The organism is Candidatus Accumulibacter aalborgensis (genome assembly GCF_900089955.1).
GTDB classification, from domain to species: domain Bacteria; phylum Pseudomonadota; class Gammaproteobacteria; order Burkholderiales; family Rhodocyclaceae; genus Accumulibacter; species Accumulibacter aalborgensis.
In genome coordinates this window covers 58,719-84,868 of sequence record NZ_FLQX01000002.1, presented here as the reverse complement: position 1 = coordinate 84,868, position 26,150 = coordinate 58,719, and the positions used below count along the sequence as shown (strand labels likewise).

General features: G+C 61.1%; 21 protein-coding genes and 1 pseudogene. 2 read left to right on the top strand and 20 right to left on the bottom strand.

Annotated elements, in window-relative coordinates; translation table 11 throughout:
* Window positions 1–61: 61 nt before the first annotated feature.
* The 4 genes and pseudogenes from ACCAA_RS01135 to ACCAA_RS01120 all read right to left on the bottom strand — a co-directional run.
* Window positions 62–1,186 (bottom strand): annotated as a pseudogene (locus ACCAA_RS01135) (class I SAM-dependent DNA methyltransferase); the annotation flags it as partial.
* 55 nt (window positions 1,187–1,241) lie between these two features.
* Entirely contained in the window at window positions 1,242–1,910 is a 669-nt protein-coding gene (locus ACCAA_RS01130; protein WP_186405411.1) for an SDR family oxidoreductase, read from the bottom strand.
* 17 nt (window positions 1,911–1,927) lie between these two features.
* A complete protein-coding gene (locus ACCAA_RS01125; RefSeq protein ID WP_186405410.1) occupies window positions 1,928–2,650 on the bottom strand; it encodes an alpha/beta hydrolase in 723 nt (240 codons plus the stop codon).
* A complete protein-coding gene (locus tag ACCAA_RS01120; RefSeq protein ID WP_186405409.1) occupies window positions 2,647–3,744 on the bottom strand; it encodes an isocitrate/isopropylmalate dehydrogenase family protein in 1,098 nt (365 codons plus the stop codon). Before ACCAA_RS01120 ends, ACCAA_RS01125 begins: the two co-directional genes overlap by 4 nt.
* A gap of 216 nt (window positions 3,745–3,960) precedes the next feature.
* Here ACCAA_RS01120 and ACCAA_RS01115 point away from each other — a divergent pair, with 216 nt between their 5' ends.
* Entirely contained in the window at window positions 3,961–4,986 is a 1,026-nt protein-coding gene (locus tag ACCAA_RS01115) for a PLP-dependent transferase (protein WP_245754370.1), read from the top strand.
* A gap of 31 nt (window positions 4,987–5,017) precedes the next feature.
* On the opposite strand, the gene ACCAA_RS01110 is transcribed toward ACCAA_RS01115, so the two are convergent.
* The 10 genes from ACCAA_RS01110 to ACCAA_RS01065 form a co-directional block, all read right to left on the bottom strand.
* On the bottom strand, window positions 5,018–7,009 hold the full coding sequence (locus tag ACCAA_RS01110; protein ID WP_186405408.1) for a UvrD-helicase domain-containing protein: 1,992 nt from the start codon (window positions 7,007–7,009) through the stop codon (window positions 5,018–5,020).
* A gap of 80 nt (window positions 7,010–7,089) precedes the next feature.
* A complete protein-coding gene (locus tag ACCAA_RS01105) occupies window positions 7,090–7,683 on the bottom strand; it encodes an OmpA family protein (RefSeq protein WP_186405407.1) in 594 nt (197 codons plus the stop codon).
* A 3-nt stretch (window positions 7,684–7,686) separates the two neighbouring features.
* Window positions 7,687–8,406 carry a FecR domain-containing protein gene (locus tag ACCAA_RS01100; protein ID WP_186405406.1) on the bottom strand — a complete coding sequence of 240 codons (720 nt, stop codon included), beginning with the start codon at window positions 8,404–8,406 and terminating at the stop codon, window positions 7,687–7,689.
* Window positions 8,360–8,965, bottom strand: coding sequence for an OmpA family protein (locus tag ACCAA_RS01095; RefSeq protein WP_186405405.1), 606 nt, complete (start codon window positions 8,963–8,965; stop codon window positions 8,360–8,362). Before ACCAA_RS01095 ends, ACCAA_RS01100 begins: the two co-directional genes overlap by 47 nt.
* 8 nt (window positions 8,966–8,973) lie before the next feature.
* Window positions 8,974–9,261, bottom strand: a complete 288-nt coding sequence (locus ACCAA_RS01090; protein ID WP_186405404.1) for a hypothetical protein — start codon at window positions 9,259–9,261, stop codon at window positions 8,974–8,976.
* Between the two features lies 1 nt (window position 9,262).
* Complete coding sequence (locus ACCAA_RS01085; RefSeq protein ID WP_186405403.1) at window positions 9,263–9,571, bottom strand: hypothetical protein; 309 nt, start codon at window positions 9,569–9,571, stop codon at window positions 9,263–9,265.
* The gene (locus ACCAA_RS01080; protein WP_186405402.1) at window positions 9,568–10,512 is read right to left on the bottom strand and encodes a hypothetical protein; all 945 of its coding nucleotides are present in this window, start codon (window positions 10,510–10,512) and stop codon (window positions 9,568–9,570) included. Before ACCAA_RS01080 ends, ACCAA_RS01085 begins: the two co-directional genes overlap by 4 nt.
* A complete protein-coding gene (locus tag ACCAA_RS01075; RefSeq protein WP_186405401.1) occupies window positions 10,513–10,836 on the bottom strand; it encodes a hypothetical protein in 324 nt (107 codons plus the stop codon). It lies immediately after the preceding gene.
* Between the two features lie 122 nt (window positions 10,837–10,958).
* On the bottom strand, window positions 10,959–11,420 hold the full coding sequence (locus ACCAA_RS01070; protein WP_186405400.1) for a hypothetical protein: 462 nt from the start codon (window positions 11,418–11,420) through the stop codon (window positions 10,959–10,961).
* Between the two features lies 1 nt (window position 11,421).
* Window positions 11,422–12,984 (bottom strand): DUF4384 domain-containing protein, encoded by a 1,563-nt coding sequence (locus tag ACCAA_RS01065; RefSeq protein WP_186405399.1) that lies wholly within the window; start codon window positions 12,982–12,984, stop codon window positions 11,422–11,424.
* A gap of 488 nt (window positions 12,985–13,472) precedes the next feature.
* Here ACCAA_RS01065 and arsC point away from each other — a divergent pair, with 488 nt between their 5' ends.
* Entirely contained in the window at window positions 13,473–13,826 is a 354-nt protein-coding gene (gene arsC, locus ACCAA_RS01060) for an arsenate reductase (glutaredoxin) (protein WP_186405398.1), read from the top strand.
* An 87-nt stretch (window positions 13,827–13,913) separates the two neighbouring features.
* Here the strand turns inward: arsC and ACCAA_RS01055 are convergent, their stop codons facing one another.
* The 6 genes from ACCAA_RS01055 to ACCAA_RS01030 form a co-directional block, all read right to left on the bottom strand.
* Window positions 13,914–14,846 (bottom strand): alpha-E domain-containing protein, encoded by a 933-nt coding sequence (locus ACCAA_RS01055; protein ID WP_186405397.1) that lies wholly within the window; start codon window positions 14,844–14,846, stop codon window positions 13,914–13,916.
* Between the two features lie 18 nt (window positions 14,847–14,864).
* Window positions 14,865–16,280 carry a circularly permuted type 2 ATP-grasp protein gene (locus tag ACCAA_RS01050; RefSeq protein WP_186405396.1) on the bottom strand — a complete coding sequence of 472 codons (1,416 nt, stop codon included), beginning with the start codon at window positions 16,278–16,280 and terminating at the stop codon, window positions 14,865–14,867.
* Between the two features lie 184 nt (window positions 16,281–16,464).
* Window positions 16,465–18,294: a glutamine--fructose-6-phosphate transaminase (isomerizing) gene (gene glmS, locus ACCAA_RS01045; protein ID WP_186405395.1), complete on the bottom strand. Its 1,830-nt coding sequence runs from the start codon at window positions 18,292–18,294 to the stop codon at window positions 16,465–16,467.
* 50 nt (window positions 18,295–18,344) lie between these two features.
* Complete coding sequence (glmU, locus tag ACCAA_RS01040; protein WP_186405394.1) at window positions 18,345–19,703, bottom strand: bifunctional UDP-N-acetylglucosamine diphosphorylase/glucosamine-1-phosphate N-acetyltransferase GlmU; 1,359 nt, start codon at window positions 19,701–19,703, stop codon at window positions 18,345–18,347.
* 203 nt (window positions 19,704–19,906) lie between these two features.
* The gene (locus ACCAA_RS01035; protein ID WP_186405393.1) at window positions 19,907–21,349 is read right to left on the bottom strand and encodes a glutamate synthase subunit beta; all 1,443 of its coding nucleotides are present in this window, start codon (window positions 21,347–21,349) and stop codon (window positions 19,907–19,909) included.
* A gap of 2 nt (window positions 21,350–21,351) precedes the next feature.
* Window positions 21,352–26,028, bottom strand: a complete 4,677-nt coding sequence (locus tag ACCAA_RS01030; RefSeq protein ID WP_186405392.1) for a glutamate synthase-related protein — start codon at window positions 26,026–26,028, stop codon at window positions 21,352–21,354.
* Window positions 26,029–26,150: the final 122 nt, after the last annotated feature.

Below are 26,150 nucleotides of genomic sequence, written 5' to 3'. Positions count from 1 at the left end.
CCCTCTGTCTCAGCCTCGAACAGCTTGCGCCAAACAGTCTGAATCACCGCGCGACGTAACAGGTGGACACGCCTGCATACGGCTTGAAGACGCCGCCGGGCAGCTTGACGACGGCGTCGAGCTTCTGGTCTTCGACCAGCATCCGGCGCAACTCCTTGTGAGCGGTGCTGGAGCCGAAGAGCACGCCGTCGGGAACGATCACCGCGGCGCGGCCGCCGGGTTTGAGCAGGCGCAGGAAGAGCGCGAGGAAGAGCAGCTCGGTCTTCTTGGTCTTGACGATCTGCAGCAGGTCCCTGGCGGTGTTCTCGTAGTCGAGGCTGCCGGCGAAGGGCGGATTGGCGAGCAGCAGCGTGTACTTTTCCTCCTCGCCGGCGTGGTCCTGCGCCAGCGAGTCGCGGTAGCGGATGTCGGGGTTCTCGACGCCGTGCAGCAGCATGTTCATGCTGCCGATGCGCAGCATGGTGTTGTCGAAGTCGAAGCCGTGGAACATGTGGTGGTGGAAGTGCTCGCGCAGCCTGGCGTCGTGCAGGAGGTTCGGGTGGCGCTGGCGCAGGACCTCGCCCGCCGTGACCAGGAAACCCGCCGTGCCGCAGGCCGGGTCGCAGATCACGTCGGTCGGCTGCGGCGCGGTCAGCTCGACCATCAGCCGGATGATGTGGCGTGGCGTGCGGAACTGGCCGTTCTGCCCGGCGCTGGCGATCTTGCCGAGCATGTACTCGTAGACGTCGCCCTTGGTGTCGCGATCCTCCATCGGCACGGCGTCGAGCAGGTCCACCACCCTGGCCAGCAGCGCCGCCGACGGAATGGTAAAGCGAGCATCCTTCATGTGCTGCGCGTAGGTGGAGTCGTCGCCACCGAGCGTGCGCAGGAACGGGAAGACGTGCTCGCTGACCACGGCGTACATGTCGCTCGCGGCGAAGTGCTTGAAGCGAGACCAGCGCAGGTGCTCGAAGGAACGGCCGCCGCTCCTGCCGATGCCGTCGTTGCCCTCGGGGAAGACCCGACGTTCCATCGGCTTCCCGAGCCGGGCTGACCGGTTCTCTTCGAGCGTGTGCAGGTCGTCCAGCCGCCGCAGGAAAAGGAGATAGGTGATCTGCTCGATCACCTCCAGCGGGTTGGAGATGCCGCCGGTCCAGAAGACGTTCCAGATCTGGTCGATCTGGCTCCTGATATTGCCGGTGATCATGAGGAGGTGCTCGCAATGGTTGTTTCGTTGAGCCTTGGCGGCGTGCTCGCCTTCGCTAGGGTGAGACGGGGGGGCAGTCCTGATCGGTGGCGCAGCGTATGTCGGGTACTTCGAGAACGCGCACGCCCAGCGGCGGGTCCTCCACCGCGCGTACGATTGCCCTGACCATCTGCTCGACGCTGACGAGGCCAAAGCGCCGCGCCGCTTCGTGCGTGACGGGCAGCCGTTCGAGCAGGTAGTAGGCGGGCAGCAAAACCAGCGGCCAGCGGTGGCCGGGGCCGACGACATACCAGGGACGAAGAAAACTGGCCGCGATGCCGCTGGCGCGGATCAAGGCTTCGCCCTCGGCGCGCGCGGCGACGTAGGCGCGCATCACCGGTGCCGGTTGAGCGACGCTGAGATAGACAAAATGCTTCACCCTCGCCGCCAGTGCCGCGGCGACTGCCTCGCGTGCGGAAGCAAGATCGACGCTGCGGAACAGGGCCGCTTTGGCCGGGCTGGGATGGGGTACGCCCACCAGATGGACGAGCGCGTCCGCCCCATCGATCGCCAGCGCGTAGCTCGCTGCGTCAAGCGCATCGCCGATGACGGCGCGACATCCCGGCGCGAGCCTGCGCGCCGACTGCGGTCGGGTCAGCGCAGAGACCTGGTGGCCGCGTCGCATGAGGGCGGGCAGCAAGCGGCTGCCGATGTAGCCTGTAGCGCCGGTGACCAAGACCTGCATGCGTTGGTGGGTTGGGCTCAGCAGACGTCGGCCAAAACCTGCTGCAGCCAGGTTTCGATGTCACGCAATTCGGCCATGCACACCGTATGCTCTGCGGCATAGCCGTGCCACTGCACCGGGTACCCCCGTTCCTCGAGCAACTTGGCCGAGCGTCTTCCGAAGTCGTAGGGAATGACCGGATCACCACGCCCGTGCGCCATGAATATCGGCACGTCACGATTGGCTGCTTGAGCTTCTGCGGCAAGCGTATCGGTCAGCGGCAGATAACACGACAAGGCGAGGATGCCCGCCAAGCGCCGTCGATGACGCAAGCCAGTATGCAGGGCAATGACCCCGCCTTGAGAGAAACCGGCCAATACGACGCGCTCGTCCGGAATGCCGCGTGCGTTTTCGCGGGCGATCAGCGCCTCGATCTGTTGCGCCGACTGGCGCACGCCTTCTGACTCTTCCCGCCCCGGCGCAAAATCAGGCGAGACGATGTCATACCAGGCACGCATCACGTAGCCAGCATTGATCGTCACCGCGCGCATCGGTGCATGTGGAAAGACAAAGCGGATCGCCGGCAACCGGTCAAAATCGAACTCATCCACGATCGGCTCGAAGTCGTGTCCGTCGGCACCGAGACCGTGGAGCCAGATGATCGCGTACTGGGGAGAGTCGCCGCTTTGACGTTCGACGACAGGAAGCAACTGGCCATCGGCTGTGCTGAGGATCTGGTTTGCGCTCGTGGGAGGGTTCATGACCTGCGGACCTGGCCGATGATCGCCTTGGTGATCGCTGCCGTGCCGTCGTGCCCACCGAATTCCATCGGGCAGATGACCGTCAGCGCCTTTTCAACAGCGTGCTCCAGGATGCGCGCGCCATGCGCCAGGCGAGGCTCGCCATGCTGGTCGGCGAGCCAGTCAAGCATCAGTGCCGCCGAGAGGATCTGCGCCACCGGGTTTGCTTTACCTTGACCGGCAAGGTGAGGCGCGCTTCCATGCGCGGGCTGGAAGACAGCATGCCTGTCGCCGATGTCGGCCGACGGGGCGAGACCAAGGCTGCCGACGACGCCGGCTGACAGGTCGGAAAGGATGCCACCGAAAGCGTTCTCGGTGAGTAGCACGTCGAACTCCCATGGATGCTTTATGAGGTTCATTGCGGTCGCGTCAACGTAGGCGAATTCGGCTTTGACGGTCGGGTGAGTGGCCGCCACCTCGCTGAAGATGCGCCGGAAAAAGGCCATCGAAGAGAGCACGTTGGCCTTGTCGACACAGGTGACCTTGCCCGGTCGCCGCCGGCTCTTGGCGCGCCGTTCGGCTACCCGGAAGGCGAACTCGGAAACCCGGCTACTGCCACTGCGCGAGATCATCATCGTTTCCCACGCCACCCGGTCGTCTTCGATGGTTCCGCGACCACGCGAGTAGAGAAGTCCTTCGGTCTGCTCGCGAATCAGGACCAGGTCGATCTGCGCCGCGCGCTTGTCGGCCAATACGCATGGCAGACCGGGGTAGCTGCGGATCGGGCGCAGCCCCGCGTACAGGTCCATTTCGAAGCGCAGATCGAACTGGGTGGAGATTTCCGTTCCGTCGGGGTAGCGGACATGTGGCAGGCCGATGGCACCAAACAGCACCGCGTCGGCTTTCTTGCACTGGGCCATGCTCTCATCGGAGAAGGCGGTACCGGTCTTCTGGTAGTGCGCGGCGCCGCCTTCAAGGTGCCGAAAGTCAAAGCCGATACCCCCACCCACACGCTCGTGGAGGGCGTCCAGAACCTGCAGGCAGGAGGCCACGATCTCGGGCCCAATGCCGTCGCCGGGGAGAACGGCGATGCGGAAACGCGGATCTCTTTTCATCGTTATCTTTCCTTGGTGCTGACAGTGCGATGACGGCGAGGCGGCTGAGAAAACGCCTCAGTCGCCTCGCCTGTGTCGCGGCTGCCAGATGTCCGACCGGCCAATGCCCGTCACTGTGCACTCATAATTAAAACGTGCTGCGTGGTCAAGCACTTTCAAGAAAATCGCTGAATACACACGCCACACACGCCGTGAGCGACGCTCAGTCAGCGGTCCATGGCCTCCGACGCGCGCAACGAGTCGCTTTCGCGCCCCGCGATTCGGCAGTTCGTCCTTTGCCATCGGCACGCCGCATGTGCTACGGTTGGCTTTCCCATCACCCATCGGAGGGCATCCGCATGGCCTTCAATCCGGCATGCCCTGCTCAAGAACCTGCTGCCGCGTTTTGGAGTCAACGCCCGCTTCGTCGACCTGTGCAACCACGACGCCGTCCGCGCGGCGATGACGCCACGTACGCGCGTGCTCTACTGCGAGTCACTGAGTAACCCGCTGCTCGAAGTCAGCGATCTGCCGGCGTTGGCCGCCATCGCGCACGAAAGCGGTGCGCGCCTGGTGGTCGACAACACCTTCACGCCGATGATCCTGTCGCCGCTTCGCCATGGTGCCGATGTCGTTGTGCACAGTCTGACCAAATTCGTTAACGGCACCAGCGACTGTGTCGCCGGTTGCGTTGTCTCGTCGCGCGACTTCATCGCGCAACTGAACGACATCAACTCCGGTCCGAGCATGCTGCTGGGTCCGGTGCTCGACAGCACGCGGGCGGCCAGCATTCTCAAGAATCTTCACAGTTTGCATGTGCGCCTGCGTCAGCATGGGGCCAACGCGCTGCATCTGGCCCGCCGACTCGAAGCGCTGGGTTACCCGGTTCACTACCCGGGGCTGGCCAGTCATCCACACCACACGCTGCTTGGCGGTCTGATGAACCCCGGCTACGGCTGGGGCGGAATGTTGACCCTCGACGCCGGCGATCATGCCGCCGCCAATCGCCTGATGACGCTTCTGCAGCGCGACAAGGTCGGTTACCTGGCCGTCAGCCTCGGCTATTTCAAAACGCTGTTCACCACCCCCGGCCACAGCACTTCGTCCGAGATACCGATCGATGAACGTTCAGCGGCAGGCTTGCGCGATGGCTTGATCCGTTTCTCGATCGGCCTCGACGAGGATATTGCGCAGACCATGATCCGCATCGAAAGCTGCCTTGCCGAGGCGAACGTCAAGCCTGCCGACGGCGCTCACCCCTGAAGGCATTCGTCAACGCGTACGTCGGTCAGCACTAGCCGGGGCTTGCCTTGCCAAGCATTGCTTTCAGGGCCGCCAGGCGGTCGGTGGTCGCTGCCTTGTCGGGGATGGTTTCAGACTTGCCGCCAGAGAAGCGAAGGTCCTCGCGACCCATCTCGTCGATGAAGCGCGATGCCTGGCAGGCGATCAGTTCCCTTCCTTGCTTGCGTTTCTCGGCGTAGCTCAGGTGCAGCGAGCGTTGCGCGCGGGTGATGCCGACGTACATCAGGCGCCGCTCTTCCTCGATCCGGTTGTCGGCCTGTGCTTCGCGGTGAGGCAGAACTCCCTCCTCGATGCCGATCAGGAAAACGTGTTTGAATTCCAGACCCTTGGCGGCGTGCAGCGTCGATAACTTAACGGCGTCGACCTCGGAGTCTTTCTTGTCGAGCAGGTTGATCAGCGCAATCGTCTGCGTGAGGTCGAACAGCGTCTTGTTCTCCTCGGCGCCCTTTTTTCCCAGCCAGTCGCAGAAGTCCTGCACATTGGCCAGTTTGATGCGTGCGGTACGCGCCTCGTCGTGTTCGAACAACCAGGCCTCGTAACCGATCGCGGCGAGCAGGTCGGGCATCACCTGCGCCGCCGGCTCTTTCCCGGCACGCCCCTGCAGACGGTTGATGAACTCGCAGAACTCGAGCAGCGGGGCAAGCTGGCGAGCTGGCACGCGTTGCGCGAAACCCTGTTCGAAGGCCGCGGCGAAGAGCGAAAGCCGTCGTTCGCCGGCATAACTGCCAAGTGCCTGCAGCGTACTGGCGCCGACGCCGCGTCTCGGGGTGCTGACCGCGCGGATGAACGCCGGGTCGTCGTCATTATTGGCCAGCAAGCGAAGGTACGAGGTGAGGTCCTTGATCTCGGTCTTGTCAAAGAAGGACTGTCCGCCTGACAGTAGATAGGGGATGCGCTGGTTGCGCAGCAACTGTTCAAGCGCGCGCGCCTGGAAGTTGCCACGGTAGAGAATGGCATAGTCGCCAAAGGCTGCCCGATGCTCGAAACGGTGCGCCTGCAGCTTCATCACCACTGACTCGGCCTCCTGGTCACTGTTGCCGCAGACGGTGACGGTGATCGGGTCGCCATGGCCGAGTTCGGACCACAACTTTTTGTCGAACAGTTTTTCGTTGTGCGCGATCAAGGCGTTCGCCGCCTTGAGGATGCGCACCGTCGAGCGGTAGTTCTGTTCGAGTTTGATCACCTTGAGGTTCGGATAGTCGCGCGGCAGCCCTCGCAGGTTTTCGATGTCGGCTCCCCGCCAGCCATAGATCGCCTGGTCGTCGTCGCCGACCGCCGTGAACGCGGCGCGCGGCCCGGCGAGCAGCCGGAGCATCCTGTATTGGCTGGCGTTGGTATCCTGATATTCATCGATCAGCAAATAGCGCAGACGGTTCTGCCACTTGTCGCGCACCGCAGGATGGTTCTCGAAGAGGGCCACCGGCAAGGCGATCAGGTCATCGAAATCAACCGCCTGGTAGGCCTGCAAAGTGCCCGAATAACTGGCGAAGGCGTTTGCAGCGAGGGTCTCCGTCTCATCCTGGGCGTTCTTGCGCGCTTGATCCGGGGAGACCAGAGCGCTCTTCCAGTTCGAGATCAGCGACTGCAGCTTGCGGATGTTGGCCTTGTCGACGCTACCGGCAAGCTCCGAAACGATGGCTAAACAGTCGCTGGAATCGAGGATCGAGAAGTTGGGCTTGTAGCCCAGCGTGACGGCTTCCTCACGCAGGATACGCACCCCGAGCGCGTGAAAGGTCGAGATCGTCAGTCCCTGCGCGGGTTTGCCGGCGAGCAGCTTATTGACCCGCTCCTGCATTTCCTTCGCCGCCTTGTTGGTGAAGGTGATGGCCGCAATATTGCGCGGGTTGAAGCCGCAGGACTCGATCAGGTAGGCGATCTTCTCGGTGATGACGCGCGTCTTTCCGGAGCCGGCGCCGGCGAGAACCAGCAGCGGACCATCGAGATAGCGGATCGCTTCGCGTTGCGGGGGGTTGAGTAGGGACATCGACAGACCGGGTCGGATCGGGGCGCGATTCTAGCACGCGGCCAGCTCAATATGACCCTGTTGTCACGCCCTTGAAAGCATTAGCGGACGAGGATCTCGATCCTGCGATTACGCGGTTCTGGCACCTCATCCGCTGTGTCGACCAGGGGCTCGCGTTCACCGCGACCGGCGGTCTGGATCGCATCGTCGGCCATTCCCTGCTGCAAGAGCCTCTTTCTGAAAGATTCGGCTCGGCGAAGTGCCAGACGATCGTTGTCGGCTACTAACCCTACTCTATCGGTGTGGCCCACGACGACGATATCGGGAACCGGGCGCGCCTTGATCTCGACCATGACGGCTTCCAGATCACGTTTCGACGCTGGCGTCAGTTCATCGCTGCCTTCCAGGAAGTACAGCGTGAAGCGGACCAATGCCGGTGGGGTAGCGCCGAGAGCGGCACGATAGCGCGTCTCCACATCCTGCTTGTTCGTCGTGCTCTGGTCAAATGCTCCGCTCATGGTCGAGGTGGCAGTCTGGTAGGGTTGGTCGAGCTTGAGCGGCAAACCACCTTCAGTTGGCTTCACAGTGAGGGTTCCCGCTGGCCCGCCGCGGTCGGGAAGCAGCACGTAGCTGTCACGATGTGCGCAAGCGGTGACCGTCAGAGACAGCACAAGTACGATCAATGGCCTGTTCATTCCCTATTCCCCAACGCTGACAACATAATTCTTGGCGGTGCCGCTAAGCTCGGCCTTTGGCGTGAACATGCGCATGGCTTCCGGGGTCTGCTTGGCGATGTTACCGGTTTGCAGCGAAACGTTTCCCCGTTTGATGTAGGCATCGAAGGCACCCATGTACGTTGTCGAATCGTAGGCATAGCGCCGTAAGACCACCTCTGAATCAGGGCCCATTGAAAGCGTCGAGTTGTCGGTGAACATGATGCCGACCGAGCCTTTTTCGCCCGTACGGATGATGTCCTTTTCCCTCAGACGAGCACCCACCAGCCCAGGAAACCGTTGCCCGTCGCGCTCGATGCCGACGTCGTCACGAGAGACCTTGATCTGGGCACCCCAGATGTTCCCGGCTTGCGCATCAGCAGCAAAGCCCGTGCCCGCATACATCGAAGCCAGCGCGCAGCCGCCGCTGGCAACGAACATCAGAATGGTCTTTTGTGTTCTTGATCGGAACATGATGCGCTTCCACAATGGACGTCGGTTGGACAGACGTGCAGCACTCAAGCGCACTGCCCGACCTGCAAGAAAGTTCTGATGAGGAAAGAAACGCGCAAAAGCCACCGTTGAGCGACAGTCGACAGCAGTGGCCTGCAAACGGAACGAGCACGTTCCGCACACAACGCGAGCTTTGTTTCGCTGCTTAGCTGGCAACCACCTTGAAAACCACGCGGCGGTTTCTTGCGTCACGAGGATCCAGGTCCTTGACCAAGTCGGTTGAACCTTTGCCCACCGGTACCAGGCGTTTACGGTCAACCGATCCCTTCTCCACAATGAACTTGACCACAGCGCTGGCGCGATCACGCGACAGGGCCAGATTTCTGTCGGGATTTCCCTCGGCGTCGGTATGCCCTTCGACGATCACGCAGCGATCGGGGGTGAGGGAGAGAATCTTAGCAATCTCGACCAGCGTAACGCCGGACGCTGGTGTGATCACTGCGCTTCCAGGACGGAACTGGATGGGAAACTGGACCGATATCGCTTTGGCATCGGGAGGCAGCGCCGCACAATCCAGTGCGCTCCCGCCGCCAATCACTGGCGCCCCGGCAGGAGTTGGCGCAGCATCACCGTCGAAAACGATCGCTCGCGTCCGCTTCTTCTTCGGCGCTTCCGACGGTTCACTCATCGCGCGCTTCAATTCCTCAAGGCTGGATGTGTCATCGCCAGCGGCAAAAGCCGGAATGACTACTGCCCCATTTGACAGCATCATTAGCGCCACGAGCGCCATGCGGTACATGCTTTTTTTCATAGTCTCTCTCACTTGCATACGTTGATAACTTCCTTGGTCGTCACGACGATGTCCTTCGGGGCCTTTTGCCCCGGCTTCACCGTGCCCACGTTAACATTGCAGGTGTTATTCCGCTTACTTCCAATGTTAACCACTTGTTTCTGCATGGCAGGATCATTCGGGTCGCCTTTTTGCCAAGCCTTTGCCATCGCATTATTCACTTTCGTCTGCGAACGCGCATTCAGGTCCTGAACGGCCAGGGAAGCACCGGACGCGCCGCACAACAGCGCGAAGACCACATATCGCGCAAGTTTCATTCTATTTGCATTCATCGCTGACAATCGCTCCTATGTTGGTACACGCCTTCTTGTTCCGTCCCGTGGTCACCGTCGTGACGTTGGCGGCGGAAACGTTGATTCGTGTATTGCCCTTCTTCTCACCTTGAATGACACCGACCCGGTTCTTTGCGACTACGTTGTTACCCACTGCGACGGCAGTGGTGTTGTTCGTGGAAGCATTGATCTCGGTATTTCCCTGGATTTTTGTCTTTTGCGCAAGACAGGACTGAGAACTTCCCAGGCTGGCCATTACGAGCGCGAGAATTTTGATCGACAAGATCCTATTCATGGCAAATCTCCGGCCCTGACACGCAGAGGAAGTTGAAGCGGTGGGCGCCCTTTGACGAAGGCGTCACGCAGTGCTGCCAACTCGCTTTCAGAAATGCCGAGCCGGCCTGCTGAAAACGATCCAGCATCGGGCGTAAACATCAGATAGGCCTGCATCTCGTTGATCAGCAGCTCCTGGTTGTCCACCGAGTAGCGCATGCCGGCAAGAAACCTCTTGAACGCCTCCTTCTGGCCTTCGGTCATAGCGTCTGCCCAGAAGGTTCGACAGTACCTGTTATAGGACGCATTCCCGTAAAATTCTGCATGCGAAAGTTCATGGAGAAGAATCGCATAGCGGGCATTACGCGTCACCGCCGGCTCGCTACCGCGATCCTGCACCTGAGGTATGGCGAGAATGATCGTGTTGGGCTTTTGCGGCAGGTAGACCCCCCGCCACTCCTTCATGAGCCCTTGCTCGACAAAGAAGTCCCGAAGCGCATTCTCCTCAGGGAAGAGTTCAACCTTGTCCCGCTCGGCGAGGTTGAAAAATTGAACCAGATCGGATACCCGCAGATCGTGCCCTCCCGCGAAGGTGGCGAAAGTCTTGTTGGCCGCGCCGATGTACTTGGTCAGTTCGTCCGAGGTCAGAACGCGCGGGTAGGGCTCGCTGTATTGCTGCTCCTTGAGTTGTGTCGCCCGGTTGAAGGTGCGGCCCAACAAATCCAGCCCTGGCATGTCCAGGATAATCACCTCTTTGTTCGGCGTATAACGCCACGCGACAGGTACGTCCGTCCTGGCATACAAGATCGTTTTCAGATCTCCATCCTTGATCTCGAAAGCATGCAGTCGCCCGCTGCCCAGCAAGGTAGCAACAAGAACCAGCAATAAAAACAGGCGATTCATGAATTGAGGCAGTTGCACGACGTTCTCCAGTTTCAGCAAAGACTGTTCACGGGGCGCCACTCATGGCTTCTCGGTTACGGTTGCACCCTCACCCTTTTTCCCCCAGCGAATCGTATACGCCTTTCTGGTCTTCTTCGAGAAGTATTCAGTGACTCCCCGAGCGATCTTGACACCATCGATCCATACATTGTCATTGATGGTCGTGACACCTTCGATCTCTGCGTCGGGAGAAATCACGCCCGTTTCGTTGACCGCCGTATTCCCGGAGCCCGAAGCAGTCGATCCCGAGCCGCTCTTCACACCATACCCGGACACATCAACCGACACCTGTGCAGTAGCCAACTGCGAAAACACGATCAGCAGTGGCGCTATGTGGAACCTCATTGACAACCTCGCTCAAGTGTATGTCCACAGTGAAAGGCTCTGGACATGATCCATTTCTCCGCCTCCAGCGCGCCGTTTGCCATTGCCACTTCCATGCGCTTGCACAGCACCGTGGCGGGCGTTCAGTTGCCGCCTGTTCGGTACGCATTGGCACGCTCACGGTTGTTCGACGGCGGGTGGTCACCCATGAAGACTTGATTTACGACAGCTCGTTGTCGGTTGTAAGCAGCCCCATAGCCGGCAGCCGACCCGCTGGCCGCTGCGCCGCCGACACCACCCAGGGTATTGATCCCCCCTAGGGCGTTGACCCTGCCCGAATTGTAATAGCCGTCATTCAAAATGATATTGGGGCTCACCCAGAACTCCCCGTTGTCATTTCTGCTCTGTTCGACTATGGCCCGTTGGCGGTTGTACTGGGCCGTTTGTCCGGCAGCACTCGCGCCTGGAGCGGGACCCCCCAAAATGATTTCAGCGAGGGCGCCCTGGCCAAAGGCGGTCAGCAGAAATCCCAGCGTTGCGGCCGTGAACAGTCCATTGGACAGTGTTTTCGCTAAATCCTGGTTTCTGGTATCCATTTCGTTCACTTCACTGCTGTGAAACGGTGATGTCAACCATGCTCGTGACCGCCGAGGGGTTGTTCTGCCTGTACTGACCGACGATGTCGTCGACCGACCTGACGGGCAACGGAGAGAGATCGCGGGCGCCACGAAGCGAGCCGGGAACAACCAATTCCCGATCGGAACCGATACAGGCCACACGCTCGGGCCCCGGCTTGTCGAACCTGATCCTGAATCCACCCGATGGTATCTTGACGCCGGCTCCGGCAGGAACCATCGAGTCCGAGCGAAACTGATTGGGGAAGATGCGCGCCGTAATACTTGAGGCGTCCTGATAATAACAATAGGCCGTGCCCTGCGTGTTCATCGACAAGGTCAGGCTGAGGAACTCGCCAACCTTGTAAGCCGGTCTAGTCCCGCGGTCCGTATCAAGCTTCATCCGAAAAATGGGATTCGGAGCGCCGGCAGGACTGGCGGCAGGAGTCGCCACCACCTGGCTCGCGGCTGGCGGCCTGACCGGCGAGCTCACCCCCGGTACGTAATTCGATTTCGGCGCTCCCAGCGCGGGAAGCGCGGCGATCTGGTTCTGGAGATTGTCCAGCAGGCTTGCATAAAGGTCGAAATTGATGACGCCATCCGCGATAAGGCCGACGCTAGACTGGTACTCCGCGACGGATGTCTTCAGCGCCGCGCCCGGGACACCATTGAGCGGGCCGTCATAACGCCCCATGCCGGCCAGCTTGCGCTGTATGAACATGACGCGATCATTTTCTTTGGCATTGTCGTACCACTCTCGGGCCTGTTCGCGGATCAAGGGGTTGGTGAGGTCTGTATCGAGGCATTTCCAGTAAGGGACCTGGGTGAACTTGCCCAAGGCTTCGATCAGACCCAGTTCAACCAGCGTCCTCGTCGCCGCACCAACACCTTCATTGCGGCTGATATCGACGTTGAAACTCAGACCCACCTTGCCGATCTTGCCTCCTCCTTCGCCAGCTGTTCCGCCCTTCATCAGGACCAGCGTGTTCGACGTGCTGGTGATCGGAATGATCTTGCGCGTGGCAGCGTCGCCAATGCTCAGATCCATACTGAGCAGGTCATACGCATCGTCCTTCGAAACCCCGAAGTCAAGGAAGGGCAGAGAGAACCCTATTCCCTTGTTCTTGCGGACGCTGTTGTCGTCCATCTGGGTGATCGAGCCGCGAATGTAGTAGTCTGGCATTACGCGACTTTGATCACCACGGGCCGCGAAAAGCGCGCCCAGATCATCGGCCCCGGAATGAAAGTCGATGAAATCAAAAGCGTCGCTCTTCACCGTCATCTTCGAGATAGCGGTGATCAGCATCTCCTTGGTACCGGTCTTCACTTTGCCCGTCTCGTCAGGGATGCCGGTCGATGTAATGGCGATGCCTTGTTTACCATAGGCATAGAACAACTCATCCATGCAACGCAAGGATTGCGTGAAGTTGGTAATCGTCTTGATCGCTGGAGTCTTCGGCGCTGCGCTCGATTGGGCTTCGGCGGCAAGATCATCAGACAAGGCCGGCACAGGCAACAGCAATACGGTGATCAACGACAAACGAAGCGTTTTCATTTTGACCCTTCACCCTAACTGAGTTCCACCGTACCGGCAGCCCGATATAAAGACTCCGCCAAGCGATACACGTCAAGTATAGCTCCTTGACTCAAGTCGTTGGCAAGTTGTCAGAACGCGGCGTACGTAGCTCCTGACACGGTCGGCAGCGAACGCGGTGCCTGATCTCTGCCCCCACACCCTATCCAATGTAACGTCGGAGAAGGCCTTTGGATGACTCAGTGTCCACGACTGCCAACGAATCTTACTGCCGAACAGTCACCAAAAGAGTGACTTTTTTCCCAGTTAACCGGGTAATCAGGCCACCGGCCGGCGATCGCCCACCGTCACCCTGCGCAGTCTACATAAAAATCAATTGCTTGGATGAAGTGACTGTGATTTCCGGAATCCTGGCGTTACGGCTCAGGCGACGCGTAGGTGCAAGTCGTTGTAGAATCGCCCGACGACGACCAGCGCCCGGCTCTGGCGGGTATGCCTGAGGACAGTTGATGAGCGACGTTCCCTTCCGAATCTACCACAACAACCGCTGCTCGAAGAGCCGCGCTGCTTGCCAACTGATCGCCGACCAGGGTGTGGATGCCGAGATTGTTGACTATCTCAAGACCCCGCCGAGCCGCGAGGAACTCCGTGAGCTATTGAGAAAGCTCGGCATGAATCCGGCAGAACTCGTGCGCCGCGGGGAATCCGTGTTCAAGGAGCAATATGCCGGGCGTTCCCTGAGCGAAGAAGAATGGCTGGACGCGCTTGTGGCTTACCCCATTTTGATCGAGCGCCCGATCGCCGTGCGCGGAAATCGGGCGGTTCTCGGGAGGCCGCCCGAGAAGGTCCTGGACTTGCTGTAACTTGCTGTAACTTGCTGTAGCGAGTGGGAGTCGGCAGGCGAGCGAGTCGTGCCGACCCCCGTCCGCCCAGAAGAGGCCGTCAACGCCTCAGGCTGGTATCAGGAAGTCGCGGCTGATGCCGTCGCCGAGTTCGAAGATACGATCCATGAAGTCGGTCAGGTACTCGTGTAGTCCGCCCGCCAACACATCATCAATGCGCGCAAAATGCAACCTGGCATGCAGTACGCCGGCCTGCCGCTCGGTCTCCGCCGAAGCACCGTTGGCAATCAGTTGCAACATGCGAATGACGCCATCGGCGCAGGCGTGCAAGGACCGGGGAAAGTCCATGCGCAGGATCAGCAGTTCGGCAACACGCGCCGGGGTAATCGCGTCGCGATAGACCTTGCGATAGACCTGGAAGGCGGAAAGCGAGCGCAGCAAAGCGCCCCAGCGATAAAAATCGCTCGCTCCCTCGTCGCCATTGCGCAGGATGTGGTATTGCATGTCGAGGATACGGGCCGAGTTGTCGCCGCGCTCGAGCAGCCCTCCGAGGCGGATGAAATGCAGTGAGTCATCCTTGAGCATGGTCCCGAAAGTCACGCCTCGGGTGACCGCCGAACGCAGCTTGACCCAGTCGAAGAACTCACTGACGCCGCGCGCGAGAATATGCTCGAAGTTCTGTTGGCGCAGGTCTATCCAGGTCGCGTTGACGCTCTCCCACATTTCGGCGGTGAGCGTTCCGCGTACAGCGTGGGCATTTTCACGCGCCGCACGCAGACAACTGTAGATGGACGAAGGATTGGCCGGGTCGGAGACCATGAAGCGTAGAACGTTCTCGACGTTGACCTCATCGTACACCTCGGCAAATGTCGCCTCCAGACTGTTCAGCGCAAGTATGGCGCGCCAGTTCTCGTTCTGTGCGGCAACCGATTGCGGCACCATTGACATCTGGTATGAGACGTCGAGAAGACGTGCCAGGTTTTCGGCGCGCTCGGTGTAACGCGCCATCCAGTAAAGGTGATCGGCTGTGCGGCTTAACATCTCGGCTCTCCGTGCATGTTAGTTTTCCAACACCCAGGTGTCCTTGGTGCCCCCGCCCTGCGAGGAGTTTACGACCAGCGAGCCTTCACGCAGCGCCACCCTGGTCAAGCCACCCGGTACCATGCCGATGCGCTTTCCGGAGAGCACGAAGGGGCGCAGGTCAAGGTGGCGTGGTGCGATACCCGACTCGACGAAGGTCGGGCAGTTGGAGAGCGCCAGGGTCGGCTGCGCGATGTACTTCTCGGGGGCGGCGACGATACGGGCACGGAAATCCTCGATCTCGGCCGTCGTCGATGCAGGCCCGACCAGCATGCCGTAGCCGCCTGCGCCATGTACCTCCTTGACGACCAGTTCCGGTAAGTGCGCCAACACGTACTTGAGATCGTCCGGCTTGCGCAGCATCCAGGTTGGCACGTTGTTCAGCGTCGGCTCCTCGCCGAGGTAGAAACGGATCATCTCTGGCACATACGGGTAGATCGACTTGTCGTCGGCCACACCGGCGCCGATGGCGTTGGCCAGGGTGACCTGCCCGGCGCGATAGGCGGACAGGAGTCCGGGAACGCCCAGCATCGACTCCTTGTTGAAGACCTGCGGATCGAGAAAGTCATCATCGAGCCGACGGTAGATGACATCGACCCGCTGCGGACCTTGTGTGGTGCGCATGAACACCGTCTCATCCTTGACGAACAGGTCTCGACCCTCGACGAGTTCAATTCCCATCTGCTGGGCCAGGAAAGTGTGCTCAAAGTACGCGCTGTTATAGGCACCAGGCGTCAACAGGACGACCGTCGGATTGGTAACACCCTTTGGCGCGACGGTGCGCAGATTCTCCAGCAGCATGTCGGGGTAATGCTGCACGGGCGCGATCAGGTGCCGTGAAAAAAGTTCCGGAAAGAGTCGCATCATCATTTTGCGGTCTTCGATCATGTACGACACGCCGGACGGCACACGGAGATTATCTTCGAGGACGTAGGACTCACCGGCGCCGGCGCGGACGATGTCGACGCCGGCGATGTGGGCGTAAATGCCGGACGGCACATCAACGCCCATCATCTCGGGGCGAAACTGCGCGTTGTTAAGCACCTGCTCGGACGGAATCCGCCCCGCGCGGAGGATTTCCTGATCGTGGTAGATGTCGTTCAGGAAGGCGTTCAGCGCTTTCACGCGCTGCCACAACCCTGCCTGCAGCGCTGCCCACTCGGCCGCCGGGATGATGCGCGGGATGATGTCGAAAGGAATCAAGCGTTCGGTACCGGACTCCTCGCCATAGACCGCAAAGGTGATGCCGACCCGGTGAAAAGCCGTGTCGGCCTCGACCTGTTTGCGCGCCAGACGCTCGGGCGGCATCGCCGCCAGCCATTCGGCAAAGGCCCGATAATGCGGCCGCAGCGTCCCGCCTGCATCGTACATCTCGTTGTAGAAATCTGCGCTCATCGTGCTCACCGCCCGTATGGATTGCTAGTTGTAAAGCAGTAATCGTGCCAGTAAACCAGCGTGTTGGACAGTCAGGAAAACAGAGGCTATCGAGCTACTCAGGACGGCCCCGATGCGAGCAGGTGGTGCGGGGTTGCTGCTTGGCGCACTTTCCTGGTGCGTCGCTCGCCGACAGAACCGACGTTCACTCGACAGTCACCGATTTGGCCAGGTTGCGAGGCTTGTCGACATCAGTTCCGCGTACCAGAGCCACATGGTAGGCAAGCAATTGCAGCGATACCACGTGTAGCAAGGGCGAGAGTGCGCCGTAATGCTCGGGAAGGTGCAACACGTGAATGCCGTCCGACTCCTTCATCTCGCTGTCGGCGTCGGCAAAGACGTACAGCTCGCCGCCACGGGCGCGCACTTCCTGCAGATTGGACTTGAGCTTTTCGAGCAGGGCATCGTTGGGGGCGACGGCAATGACCGGCATTTCCCGGTCGACCAGAGCCAGCGGCCCATGCTTCAGTTCGCCGGCCGGATAGGCCTCGGCGTGGATGTAGGAGATCTCCTTCAGTTTCAGCGCGCCTTCCATGGCAATCGGGTAATGGCGGCCGCGTCCCAGGAAGAGTGCATGCTGTTTCATCGAGAAGCGCCCGGCCCATTCGCGGATCTGTGGCTCCAGTTCGAGCACCTTGGCCACCGCCATCGGCAGGTGCCGTACCGCATGCAGCTCCGCCGCCTCGGCCTCATCGTCAAGGCGAAAACGAAGTTTGGCGAGAACCAGCGTCAGTAGGTAGAGCGCGGCGAGTTGCGTGGTGAAGGCCTTGGTCGACGCCACGCCGATTTCCGGACCGGCGCGGGTAATGAAGCGCAGCGTATTCTCGCGCACCAGCGACGACTCGGGTACATTGCAGATACACAGCGTGCGGCTCATGCCGAGTCCCTTGGCATGGTGCAGCGCAGCCAGCGTATCGGCGGTTTCTCCCGACTGCGAAATGGTCACCACCAGAGTCGACGGGTCGGGCACCGAGTCGCGATAGCGATACTCGCTGGCCACTTCAACCGAGCACGGTATCCCGGCGATCGATTCGAGCCAGTACCGCGCGACCAGACCCGCGTGATAACTGGTTCCGCAGGCGATGATCAGGACCTGCCGCACGTCCTGCAAGGTAGCTTCGCTCGCGGCGCCGAAAAGGCCGGGCTGGATGCTGCGCGCTACGCCGAGCATCTCGAGCGTATTGGCCAGCGCCACAGGCTGCTCGAAGATCTCTTTCTGCATGTAGTGCCGGTAGTGGCCCAGTTCGACAGCGTCGGCGGTAAGTTGTGACTCGATCTCCGTACGCTCCACCGGCGTGCCATCTACGCGGGTGATGCGATAGCCCTTGTGCATCAGTTCGGCGCAGTCGCCGTTCTCCAGATAAATCATCCGGCGGGTGACCTGGACCAGCGCCGATGCGTCGGAGGCGGCGTAGCATCCGTCGTCGGTCAGCCCCAGTAGAAGCGGCGCTCCTTCACGCGCCACCACCAGCCGGCTCGGATCGGACTCACGCAGCACGGCGATGGCGTAGGCGCCTTGCAATTGGGCAATCGCCCGGCGGACTGCAGTCAGGAAGTCAGGGGCCGTTTTCAGCTCATGGGCGATCAGGTGGGCGACGACCTCGGTATCCGTATCGGAGACAAACTCGTAGGCAAGGGCTTTGAGGCGTTCGCGCAGAGATTCGTGATTCTCGATGATTCCGTTGTGCACCACTGCGAGACCGCCCGATATGTGCGGGTGGGCGTTTCGCTCACAAGGGACACCGTGTGTCGCCCAGCGGGTATGGGCAATGCCCGTGTTGCCGGCAACCTGCGATCCTTCTACCTGCGCTGTCAGTTCGACGACGCGACCGACGGAACGTAGCCGCTGCAGACCGGCGTCGTTGATCAGCGCGAGACCGGCGGAATCGTAGCCACGGTATTCGAGCTTGCGCAGACCTTCGAGAAGGACGGGGACGATATTGCGGTCGGCGACCGCAGCTACGATGCCACACATGGTCAGATCACTTCTTCTGTGGCTGTTGCCAGCCGGGGATGGAGAATGAACTACTTCCTGGCTTTTTGCGGCCGCTTCCAGCCGGCAATGGACACTTGCCGGGCACGTGAAATGGTCAGCGTATCGGGCGGAGCGTCGCGGGTCAGCGTCGTGCCGGCACCGAGGGTGGCACCGCGACCGACGGTGACCGGCGCAACGAGTTGCGTATCGGAGCCGATGAAGGCATCGTCCTCGATGATGGTCTGAAACTTGTTGGCGCCGTCGTAGTTACAGGTGATCGTCCCGGCACCGATGTTCACCCGGCTGCCGACGATCGCGTCGCCGATATAGGCGAGGTGATTGGCCTTCGATTGGGCGGCAAACTTGCTGTTTTTCAGCTCGACGAAGTTGCCGACGTGCACGCCGGCGGCGAGTTCGGTTCCCGGGCGTAGCCGGGCGAACGGTCCGATGACGCCATCTGGCCCGACGATCGCGTCTTCGATGTGACTGAAGGCAGCCAGACGCGATCCGGCGCCGATGCGGGCGTTCTTGAGCACACAGGCCGGACCGACCTCGACGGCCTCTTCGAGAACCACCTTTCCCTCGAAAACGCAGTTGACGTCGATAAAGACATCGCGTCCGCACAGCAGCTCGCCGCGGACGTCGATACGCGCCGGGTCGGCCAGGCGCACTCCCTGTTCCATCAGCCGCTCGGCGGTCCGACGCTGGGCGACGCGTTCGAGTTTGGCAAGCTGCACCTTGCTATTGACGCCCAGCACTTCCCATTCATCCTGTGCTGCCGTCGTCTGGATCGGCACGCCGGCAGCAACTGCCATGGCCACGATATCAGTCAGGTAGTACTCCTGCTGCGCGTTGTTGTTCGAAAGGCGACCGAGCCACTCGGCCAGCCGAACGGTTGGTAGAGCGACAATGCCGGTATTCACCTCAGCAATCGCTTGCTCTTCGGCCGAGGCATCCTTTTGCTCGACGATGCGCAGCACCTCACCAGCGGCGTTACGCACGATGCGCCCGTAACCAGTTGGGTCGGCAAGTTCGACGGTGAGGATGGCCAGCGCCTTGCGTGCCGCGTGCAGCAGTTTCTTCAGGGTTGCCGCCTGGATCAGCGGCACATCACCATAAAGAACCAGCGTCGTTTCGGCTTCCCCGAGATGCGGCAAGGCCTGCATGACCGCATGGCCGGTTCCCAGTTGCGGTTCCTGCAGAACCCAGACCAAATCCGGCGCGGCAATGGTGGTCCGCAGGGCGTCCCCTCCGTGTCCGTAGACCAGACAGACCGTCTGCGGAGCAAGGCTGCGTGCGGTATCGATGACATGCGAGACGAGCGCCTTGCCGGCCAGTGGATGCAGAACTTTGGGCAGGTTCGAATGCATGCGCTTGCCTTGCCCGGCAGCGAGAATGACGATATTCATGGGTCACATTCAGTCAGACGTCAGGTTGCTCTGTGTTCTGCTGGCCGTGGCCTCACGCGGCGACAGCCAGCTCGCGAGGGCGCCGCCGGCCTGGCCGCGCTCGGCATTGCTGCGCACAGCAACAGCGCCTTTGCTTGGTCACATTATTTCAGGTTTGTCCGCGAAACACTCACAAGAATGTCACACTCGTCCGCTTCGCGCTCTCAGCGCGGTAGGTCCGAAATCCCCATCAGGAAAGCATCGACCTCGCGTGCGCATTGCCGGCCTTCGCGAATTGCCCAGACGACGAGCGACTGGCCTCGCCGCATATCGCCTGCGGCAAAGACTTTCGCCACACTGGTGGCGTAGCAACCGGCACCGTCGGTCGTCGCCTTGACGTTGGCCCGCGCGTCGAGTTCAACTGCCAACTGATCGAGAAGTCCCTGCCGGACCGGCGCAACGAAGCCCATGGCGAGCAGCACGAGGTCGGCTGCGATCTCGAACTCGCTACCCGGAACTTCGCTCATCTGGCCATCCTTCCAGTCCAGGCGGACAACCTTCAGGGCCTTCAACTTGCCGTTCTCGCCGACGAACTCCTTGGTCGAAACTGCAAAGTCGCGTGCGCAGCCCTCTTCGTGCGAGGAGGATGTGCGCAGCTTGAGTGGCCAGTAGGGCCAGATCAGGCTCTTGTCTTCCTGCTCGGGCGGTTGCGGCATCAACTCGAACTGGGTTACCGACAGTGCTCCGTGGCGATTGCTGGTGCCGACGCAGTCGGAACCCGTATCGCCGCCGCCAATCACCACCACATGCTTGCCGCCAGCCAGGATCTGCGTCGCCAACTGGTCGCCGGCGTTGACCTTGTTCTGCTGCGGCAGGAACTCCATGGCGAAGTGCACGCCCTGCAGCTCCCGGCCGGGCACGTTCAAGTCACGCGGCAACTCCGCACCACCGGCAAGAATGAGCGCATCGAAATCGGCCAACAGGCGGCCAACGGGAACTGCGTTGCCACCGTTCCCACCCACTTCCTGATTGACGAGGAACTCGACGCCTTCGGCTTTCATCTGTTCGATGCGACGGTCGATATGCGACTTCTCGAGCTTGAAATCCGGGATTCCGTAGCGCAACAAGCCCCCAAGGCGATCGCTCTTTTCGAAAACAACCACCTTGTGCCCGACCCGGGCCAACTGCTGCGCCGCGGCCAGGCCGGCGGGCCCGGAACCGACGACGGCCACTTGCCTGCCGGTCTTGAGCTTCGCTGGCTGCGGAAGAATCCAGCCTTTCTCCCAGCCCTTGTCGACGATCGCATGCTCGATCGACTTGATCCCTACCGGGTCCGTGTTGATATTAAGCGTACAAGCCGCTTCGCAGGGCGCCGGACAGATGCGCCCGGTAAAGTCCGGGAAATTGTTGGTCGAGTGCAGGACAGACAGCGCCTGCTCCCAGTTGCCCCGGTAAACCAGGTCGTTCCAATCGGGAATGATGTTATTGACCGGGCAGCCGGTATTGCAGAAAGGAATGCCACAGTCCATGCAGCGAGCACCCTGCACCTTGGCCTGCTCGTCGCTGAGGACCTTGATGAACTCGCCGTAATGCTTGAGGCGCGAGGTGGCGGGCTCAGAGGCCTCGGCCAGACGCTGATACTCGATGAATCCAGTCGGCTTACCCATGGTTACGCTGCCTCCAGTTGCTTTTGCACCGCCAACTCGGTGAGTACCCGGCGGTATTCGTGCGGCATGATCTTCACGAAGCGGGCGCGATAGCGCTCCCAGTCATTGAGCAAGCGCTGCGCCTGTCGGCTGCCGGTAAAGCGATAGTGCTTGTCGATCAGGCTCTTGAGCAGCACTTCGTCGATCACCCCGAGATGGCGCACATCTACCCTGCCGTGACCTTCCAGGTCGTCGCCGGCGTCGCTGCCCTGGCGCGCGGCGAATTCCTCCTCGACCGGCTCCAGCGAGACCTGCGCCATGTTGCAGCGCGATGCGAAGCTACGGTCCTCGTCGAGTACGTAAGCCACGCCACCGGACATGCCGGCGGCAAAGTTGCGGCCGGTCATGCCGAGTACCACCACCGTACCACCCGTCATGTACTCGCAGCCATGATCACCCACCCCCTCGACGACGGTTGTGGCGCCCGAGTTGCGGACGGCAAAGCGCTCGCCCGCGACGCCGGCAAAGAAGGCTTCGCCTTCAATGGCCCCATAGAGGACGGTATTGCCGATGATGATGTTGTTCGGCGTCTCGCCACGAAAACCAGCACTCGGGCGGACGATGATCCTCCCACCTGACAAGCCCTTGCCGACGTAATCATTGGCCTCTCCCACCAGGTCCACCGTCACTCCGTGTGCCAGAAAGGCGCCAAAGCTCTGCCCCGCCGTGCCTTTGAGGTGAATGTCGATGGTCCCGTCGGGCAGTCCGGTGTGCCCGTAGCGCGCCGCAACCCGGCCGGAAAGCATGGCGCCCACGGTGCGGTTGATGTTACGTACCGGCAACTCGAAGCTGACCTTTTCGCCGCGCTCGAGCGCGGGTCCGGCAAGTTCGATGAGCTTGACATCGAGCTCCTTGCCAAGACCGTGGTCCTGTTCTTCGCATTGAAAGACCGGCGCTCCGGCCTTGTTTTCCGGGCGCTGGAAAACCCGGCTGTAGTCCAGCCCCTTCGCCTTCCAGTGCGTGATCCCCTTTTGCATGTCGAGCAGGTCAGAGCGGCCGATGAGCTCGTTGAAGCTGCGGATGCCCATTTGCGCCATCAGTTCGCGCACCTCTTCGGCGACAAAGAAGAAGTAGTTGACCACGTGCTCCGGCTGGCCGGAAAATCGGCGGCGCAACACCGGGTCCTGGGTGGCCACCCCCACCGGGCAGGTATTGAGGTGGCACTTGCGCATCATGATGCAGCCCTCGACGACCAGTGGAGCAGTGGCAAAGCCAAACTCGTCGGCGCCCAGCAGGGCACCGATCAGGACGTCGCGCCCGGTTTTGTTCTGGCCATCGACCTGCACGCGAACTCGCCCCCGCAGTCGGTTGAGGACCAGCGTCTGTTGCGTCTCGGCGAGACCCAGCTCCCATGGCGATCCGGCGTGCTTGATCGACGACTGCGGGCTGGCACCCGTTCCGCCATCGTGGCCGGCAATCACCAGATGATCGGCCTTGGCCTTGGTCACCCCGGCGGCGACCGTGCCGACGCCGACCTCCGATACCAGCTTGACGCTGATCGACGCCTGCGGATTCGCACTCTTCAAGTCGTGAATCAGTTGCGCCAGGTCTTCGATCGAGTAGATGTCGTGGTGCGGTGGCGGCGAGATCAGCCCGACGCCGGGCACCGAATGGCGCAGGTAGCCGATGTACTCGGAAACCTTGTGGCCCGGCAGTTGGCCGCCCTCGCCGGGCTTGGCACCCTGCGCCATCTTGATCTGCAACTGGTCGGCATTGACCAGGTATTCGGCGGTGACACCGAAGCGTCCGGAAGCGACCTGTTTGATCGCCGAGCGCAGGCTGTCGCCGGGCTGCAACTGGTAGTCGCGTTCGATGCGCGACTTGCCAATAACGTCCGAAACCATCTCGCCACCCTGCAGCACTTTGAAACGTGCCGGGTCTTCGCCGCCCTCGCCGGTGTTTGATTTGCCGCCCAGGCGGTTCATCGCGATCGCCAGCGTGCTGTGCGCCTCGGTTGAAATCGAGCCCAGCGACATCGCCCCGGTGGCGAAACGCTTGACGATTTCCTTCGCCGACTCGACTTCGTCGAGTGCTACAGCCGGCCCCGCAGCCTTGATCTCGAACAGCCCGCGCAGGGTCATGTGCCGTTTCGACTGGTCGTTGATCAGCTTGGCGTAGTCCTTGTAGGTATCGTAGCTGCCGGTACGGGTCGAGTGCTGCAGCTTGGCGATTACATCGGGCGTCCACATGTGCTCTTCGCCACGGACGCGATAGGCGTATTCACCGCCGGCGTCAAGCATGGTCGCCAACACCGGGTCGTCGCTGAAAGCCAGCTTGTGCAGTTGAATTGCTTCTTCCATCACCTCGAAGACGCCGATTCCCTCGACCTGCGTCGACGTTCCCGTGAAGTACTTGTCGACCAGCTTCTTCTGCAGACCGACGGCTTCGAAAATCTGCGCTCCGGTATAGGACATGTAGGTGGAGATGCCCATCTTGGACATTACCTTGAGCAGACCCTTGCCGACACCCTTGATGAAGTGCTTGATCGCTTTTTCGCCCTTTTCGGCGTCACCACAGGCCATGTCTTGCAGCGTTTCGAGGGCCAGATAGGGGTGCACCGCTTCCGCCCCGTAACCGGCAAGGGCGGCAAAATGATGCGTTTCACGCGCTGCACCGGTTTCGACTACCAGCCCGACACGGGTCCGCAGCCCCTTGGTGACCAGGTGGTGGTGGACGGCCGAAGTTGCCAGGAGGGCGGGGATCGCGACATGAGCGGCATCGATCTTGCGGTCCGAGACGATGAGGATGCTCGCGCCCTGGTGCACGCGATCCTCGGCCTCGGCGCACAGTGAGGCGAGCCGCGCTTCAACGCCTTCGTTGCCCCAGGCCAGGGGGTAGCAGATGTCCAGTTCAGCCGAGTGGAACTTGTTCCCGGTGTAGCTCGCGATGCGGCGCAGTTTCGCCATGTTGTCACAATCGAGGACCGGTTGGGCAACCTCGAGGCGATACGGCGGATTGATTTCGTTGATCCCGAGCAGATTGGGTTTGGGACCGATGAAGGACACCAGCGACATTACCAGCTGCTCGCGGATCGGGTCGATCGGCGGATTCGTCACCTGCGCGAAAAGCTGGCGAAAATAGTTGAACAGGGGCTTGCTGCGGTTCGACAGCACCGCCAATGGCGAGTCGTTACCCATCGACCCGGTGGCCTCCTCGCCCGAGCTGGCCATCGGCTCAAGAATGAACTTGATGTCTTCCTGGCTGTAGCCGAAGGCCTGCTGCCGGTCGAGCAGCGACGCCGAGTAGCGAGGCGGCGGCGTGCCCTTGGTCGACGGCAGTTCATCGAGCTTGATGTTGATGCGACTCAGCCAGTCCTGGTAAGGCTTGGTCCGCGACAGCGTGTCCTTGAGTTCGGCATCGTCGATGATCCGCCCCTGGTCGAGGTCGATCAGAAACATCTTGCCCGGCTGCAGACGCCACTTCTTGACGATCCGTTCCTCGGCAATGGGCAGGACTCCCGCTTCCGAAGCCATGACCACCAGATCGTCGTCAGTGACCAGGTAGCGCGCCGGGCGCAAGCCGTTACGATCGAGCGTTGCGCCAATCTGGCGCCCGTCGGTAAAGGCCACGGCGGCCGGGCCATCCCAGGGCTCGATCATCGCCGCATGGTACTTGTAGAAAGCACCTCGCTTTTCGTCCATCAGCGTATGCGATTCCCAGGCCTCGGGAATCAGCATCATCATCGCGTGCGCCAGCGAGTAGCCGCCCATGACGAGCAGTTCGAGGGCATTGTCGAACGAAGCGGAATCGGATTGGCCGGGATAGATCACCGGCCAGATCTTTTCCAGATCGGCGCCGAGCAGCGGTGACCAGGTACCCTTCTCGCGCGCACGCATCCAGTTGTAGTTGCCGCGCAGGGTGTTGATCTCTCCGTTGTGCGCGATCATCCTGAAGGGGTGGGCAAGGTGCCAGGTCGGAAACGTATTGGTCGAGAAACGCTGGTGTACCAGCGCCATGGCCGAGATGCAGCGCGGGTCCTTGAGGTCGGTATAGTACTCACCGACCTGGTCCGCCAGCAGCAAGCCCTTGTAGACGATCGTCCGCGCCGACATCGATGGCTGGTAAAACTCCTTGCTGTGCTTGAGTCCCAGCGCCTGGATGGCGTTGGCAGCCCGTCGGCGGATGACGTAGAGCTTCCGTTCGAGAGCGTCGGTGACCATGATGTCGGCGCCGCGACCAACGAAGATCTGGCGAATTACCGGCTCTCGGGTGCGCACCGTCGACGACATCGGCAAACTGTGATCGATCGGCACGTCGCGCCAGCCCAATACGACCTGGCCCTCGGCGCGTACCGCCCGCTCGATTTCTTCCTGACAGGCGAGGCGCGAAGCCGACTCCTTGGGCAGAAAAACCATGCCCACCCCGTAATCACCGGCTTGCGGCAGCAAGATACCCTGCTTGACCATCTCCTCACGAAAGAAGTCGTCAGGAATCTGGATCAGGATCCCGGCACCGTCGCCCATCAAGGGGTCGGCACCGACTGCTCCGCGGTGATCCAGGTTCTTCAGGATCAGCAGGCCTTGCTCGATGATCGAGTAACTCTTCTTGCCCCGGATGTGCGCTACAAAACCGACGCCACAGGCGTCGTGCTCGTTGGCAGGGTCGTAAAGTCCCTGCTCTTCAGGTATGGCCGAATCCATCACGCTCGAATCCTCAAAAAACAAAGACGTTACCCCGGCGACCGCTGTCGAGGAAATCATCAAATCCGGCGCAGAGGCGACCGGTAGGCCACTCCGCGGGACTCGCGACTATACGCCGAATA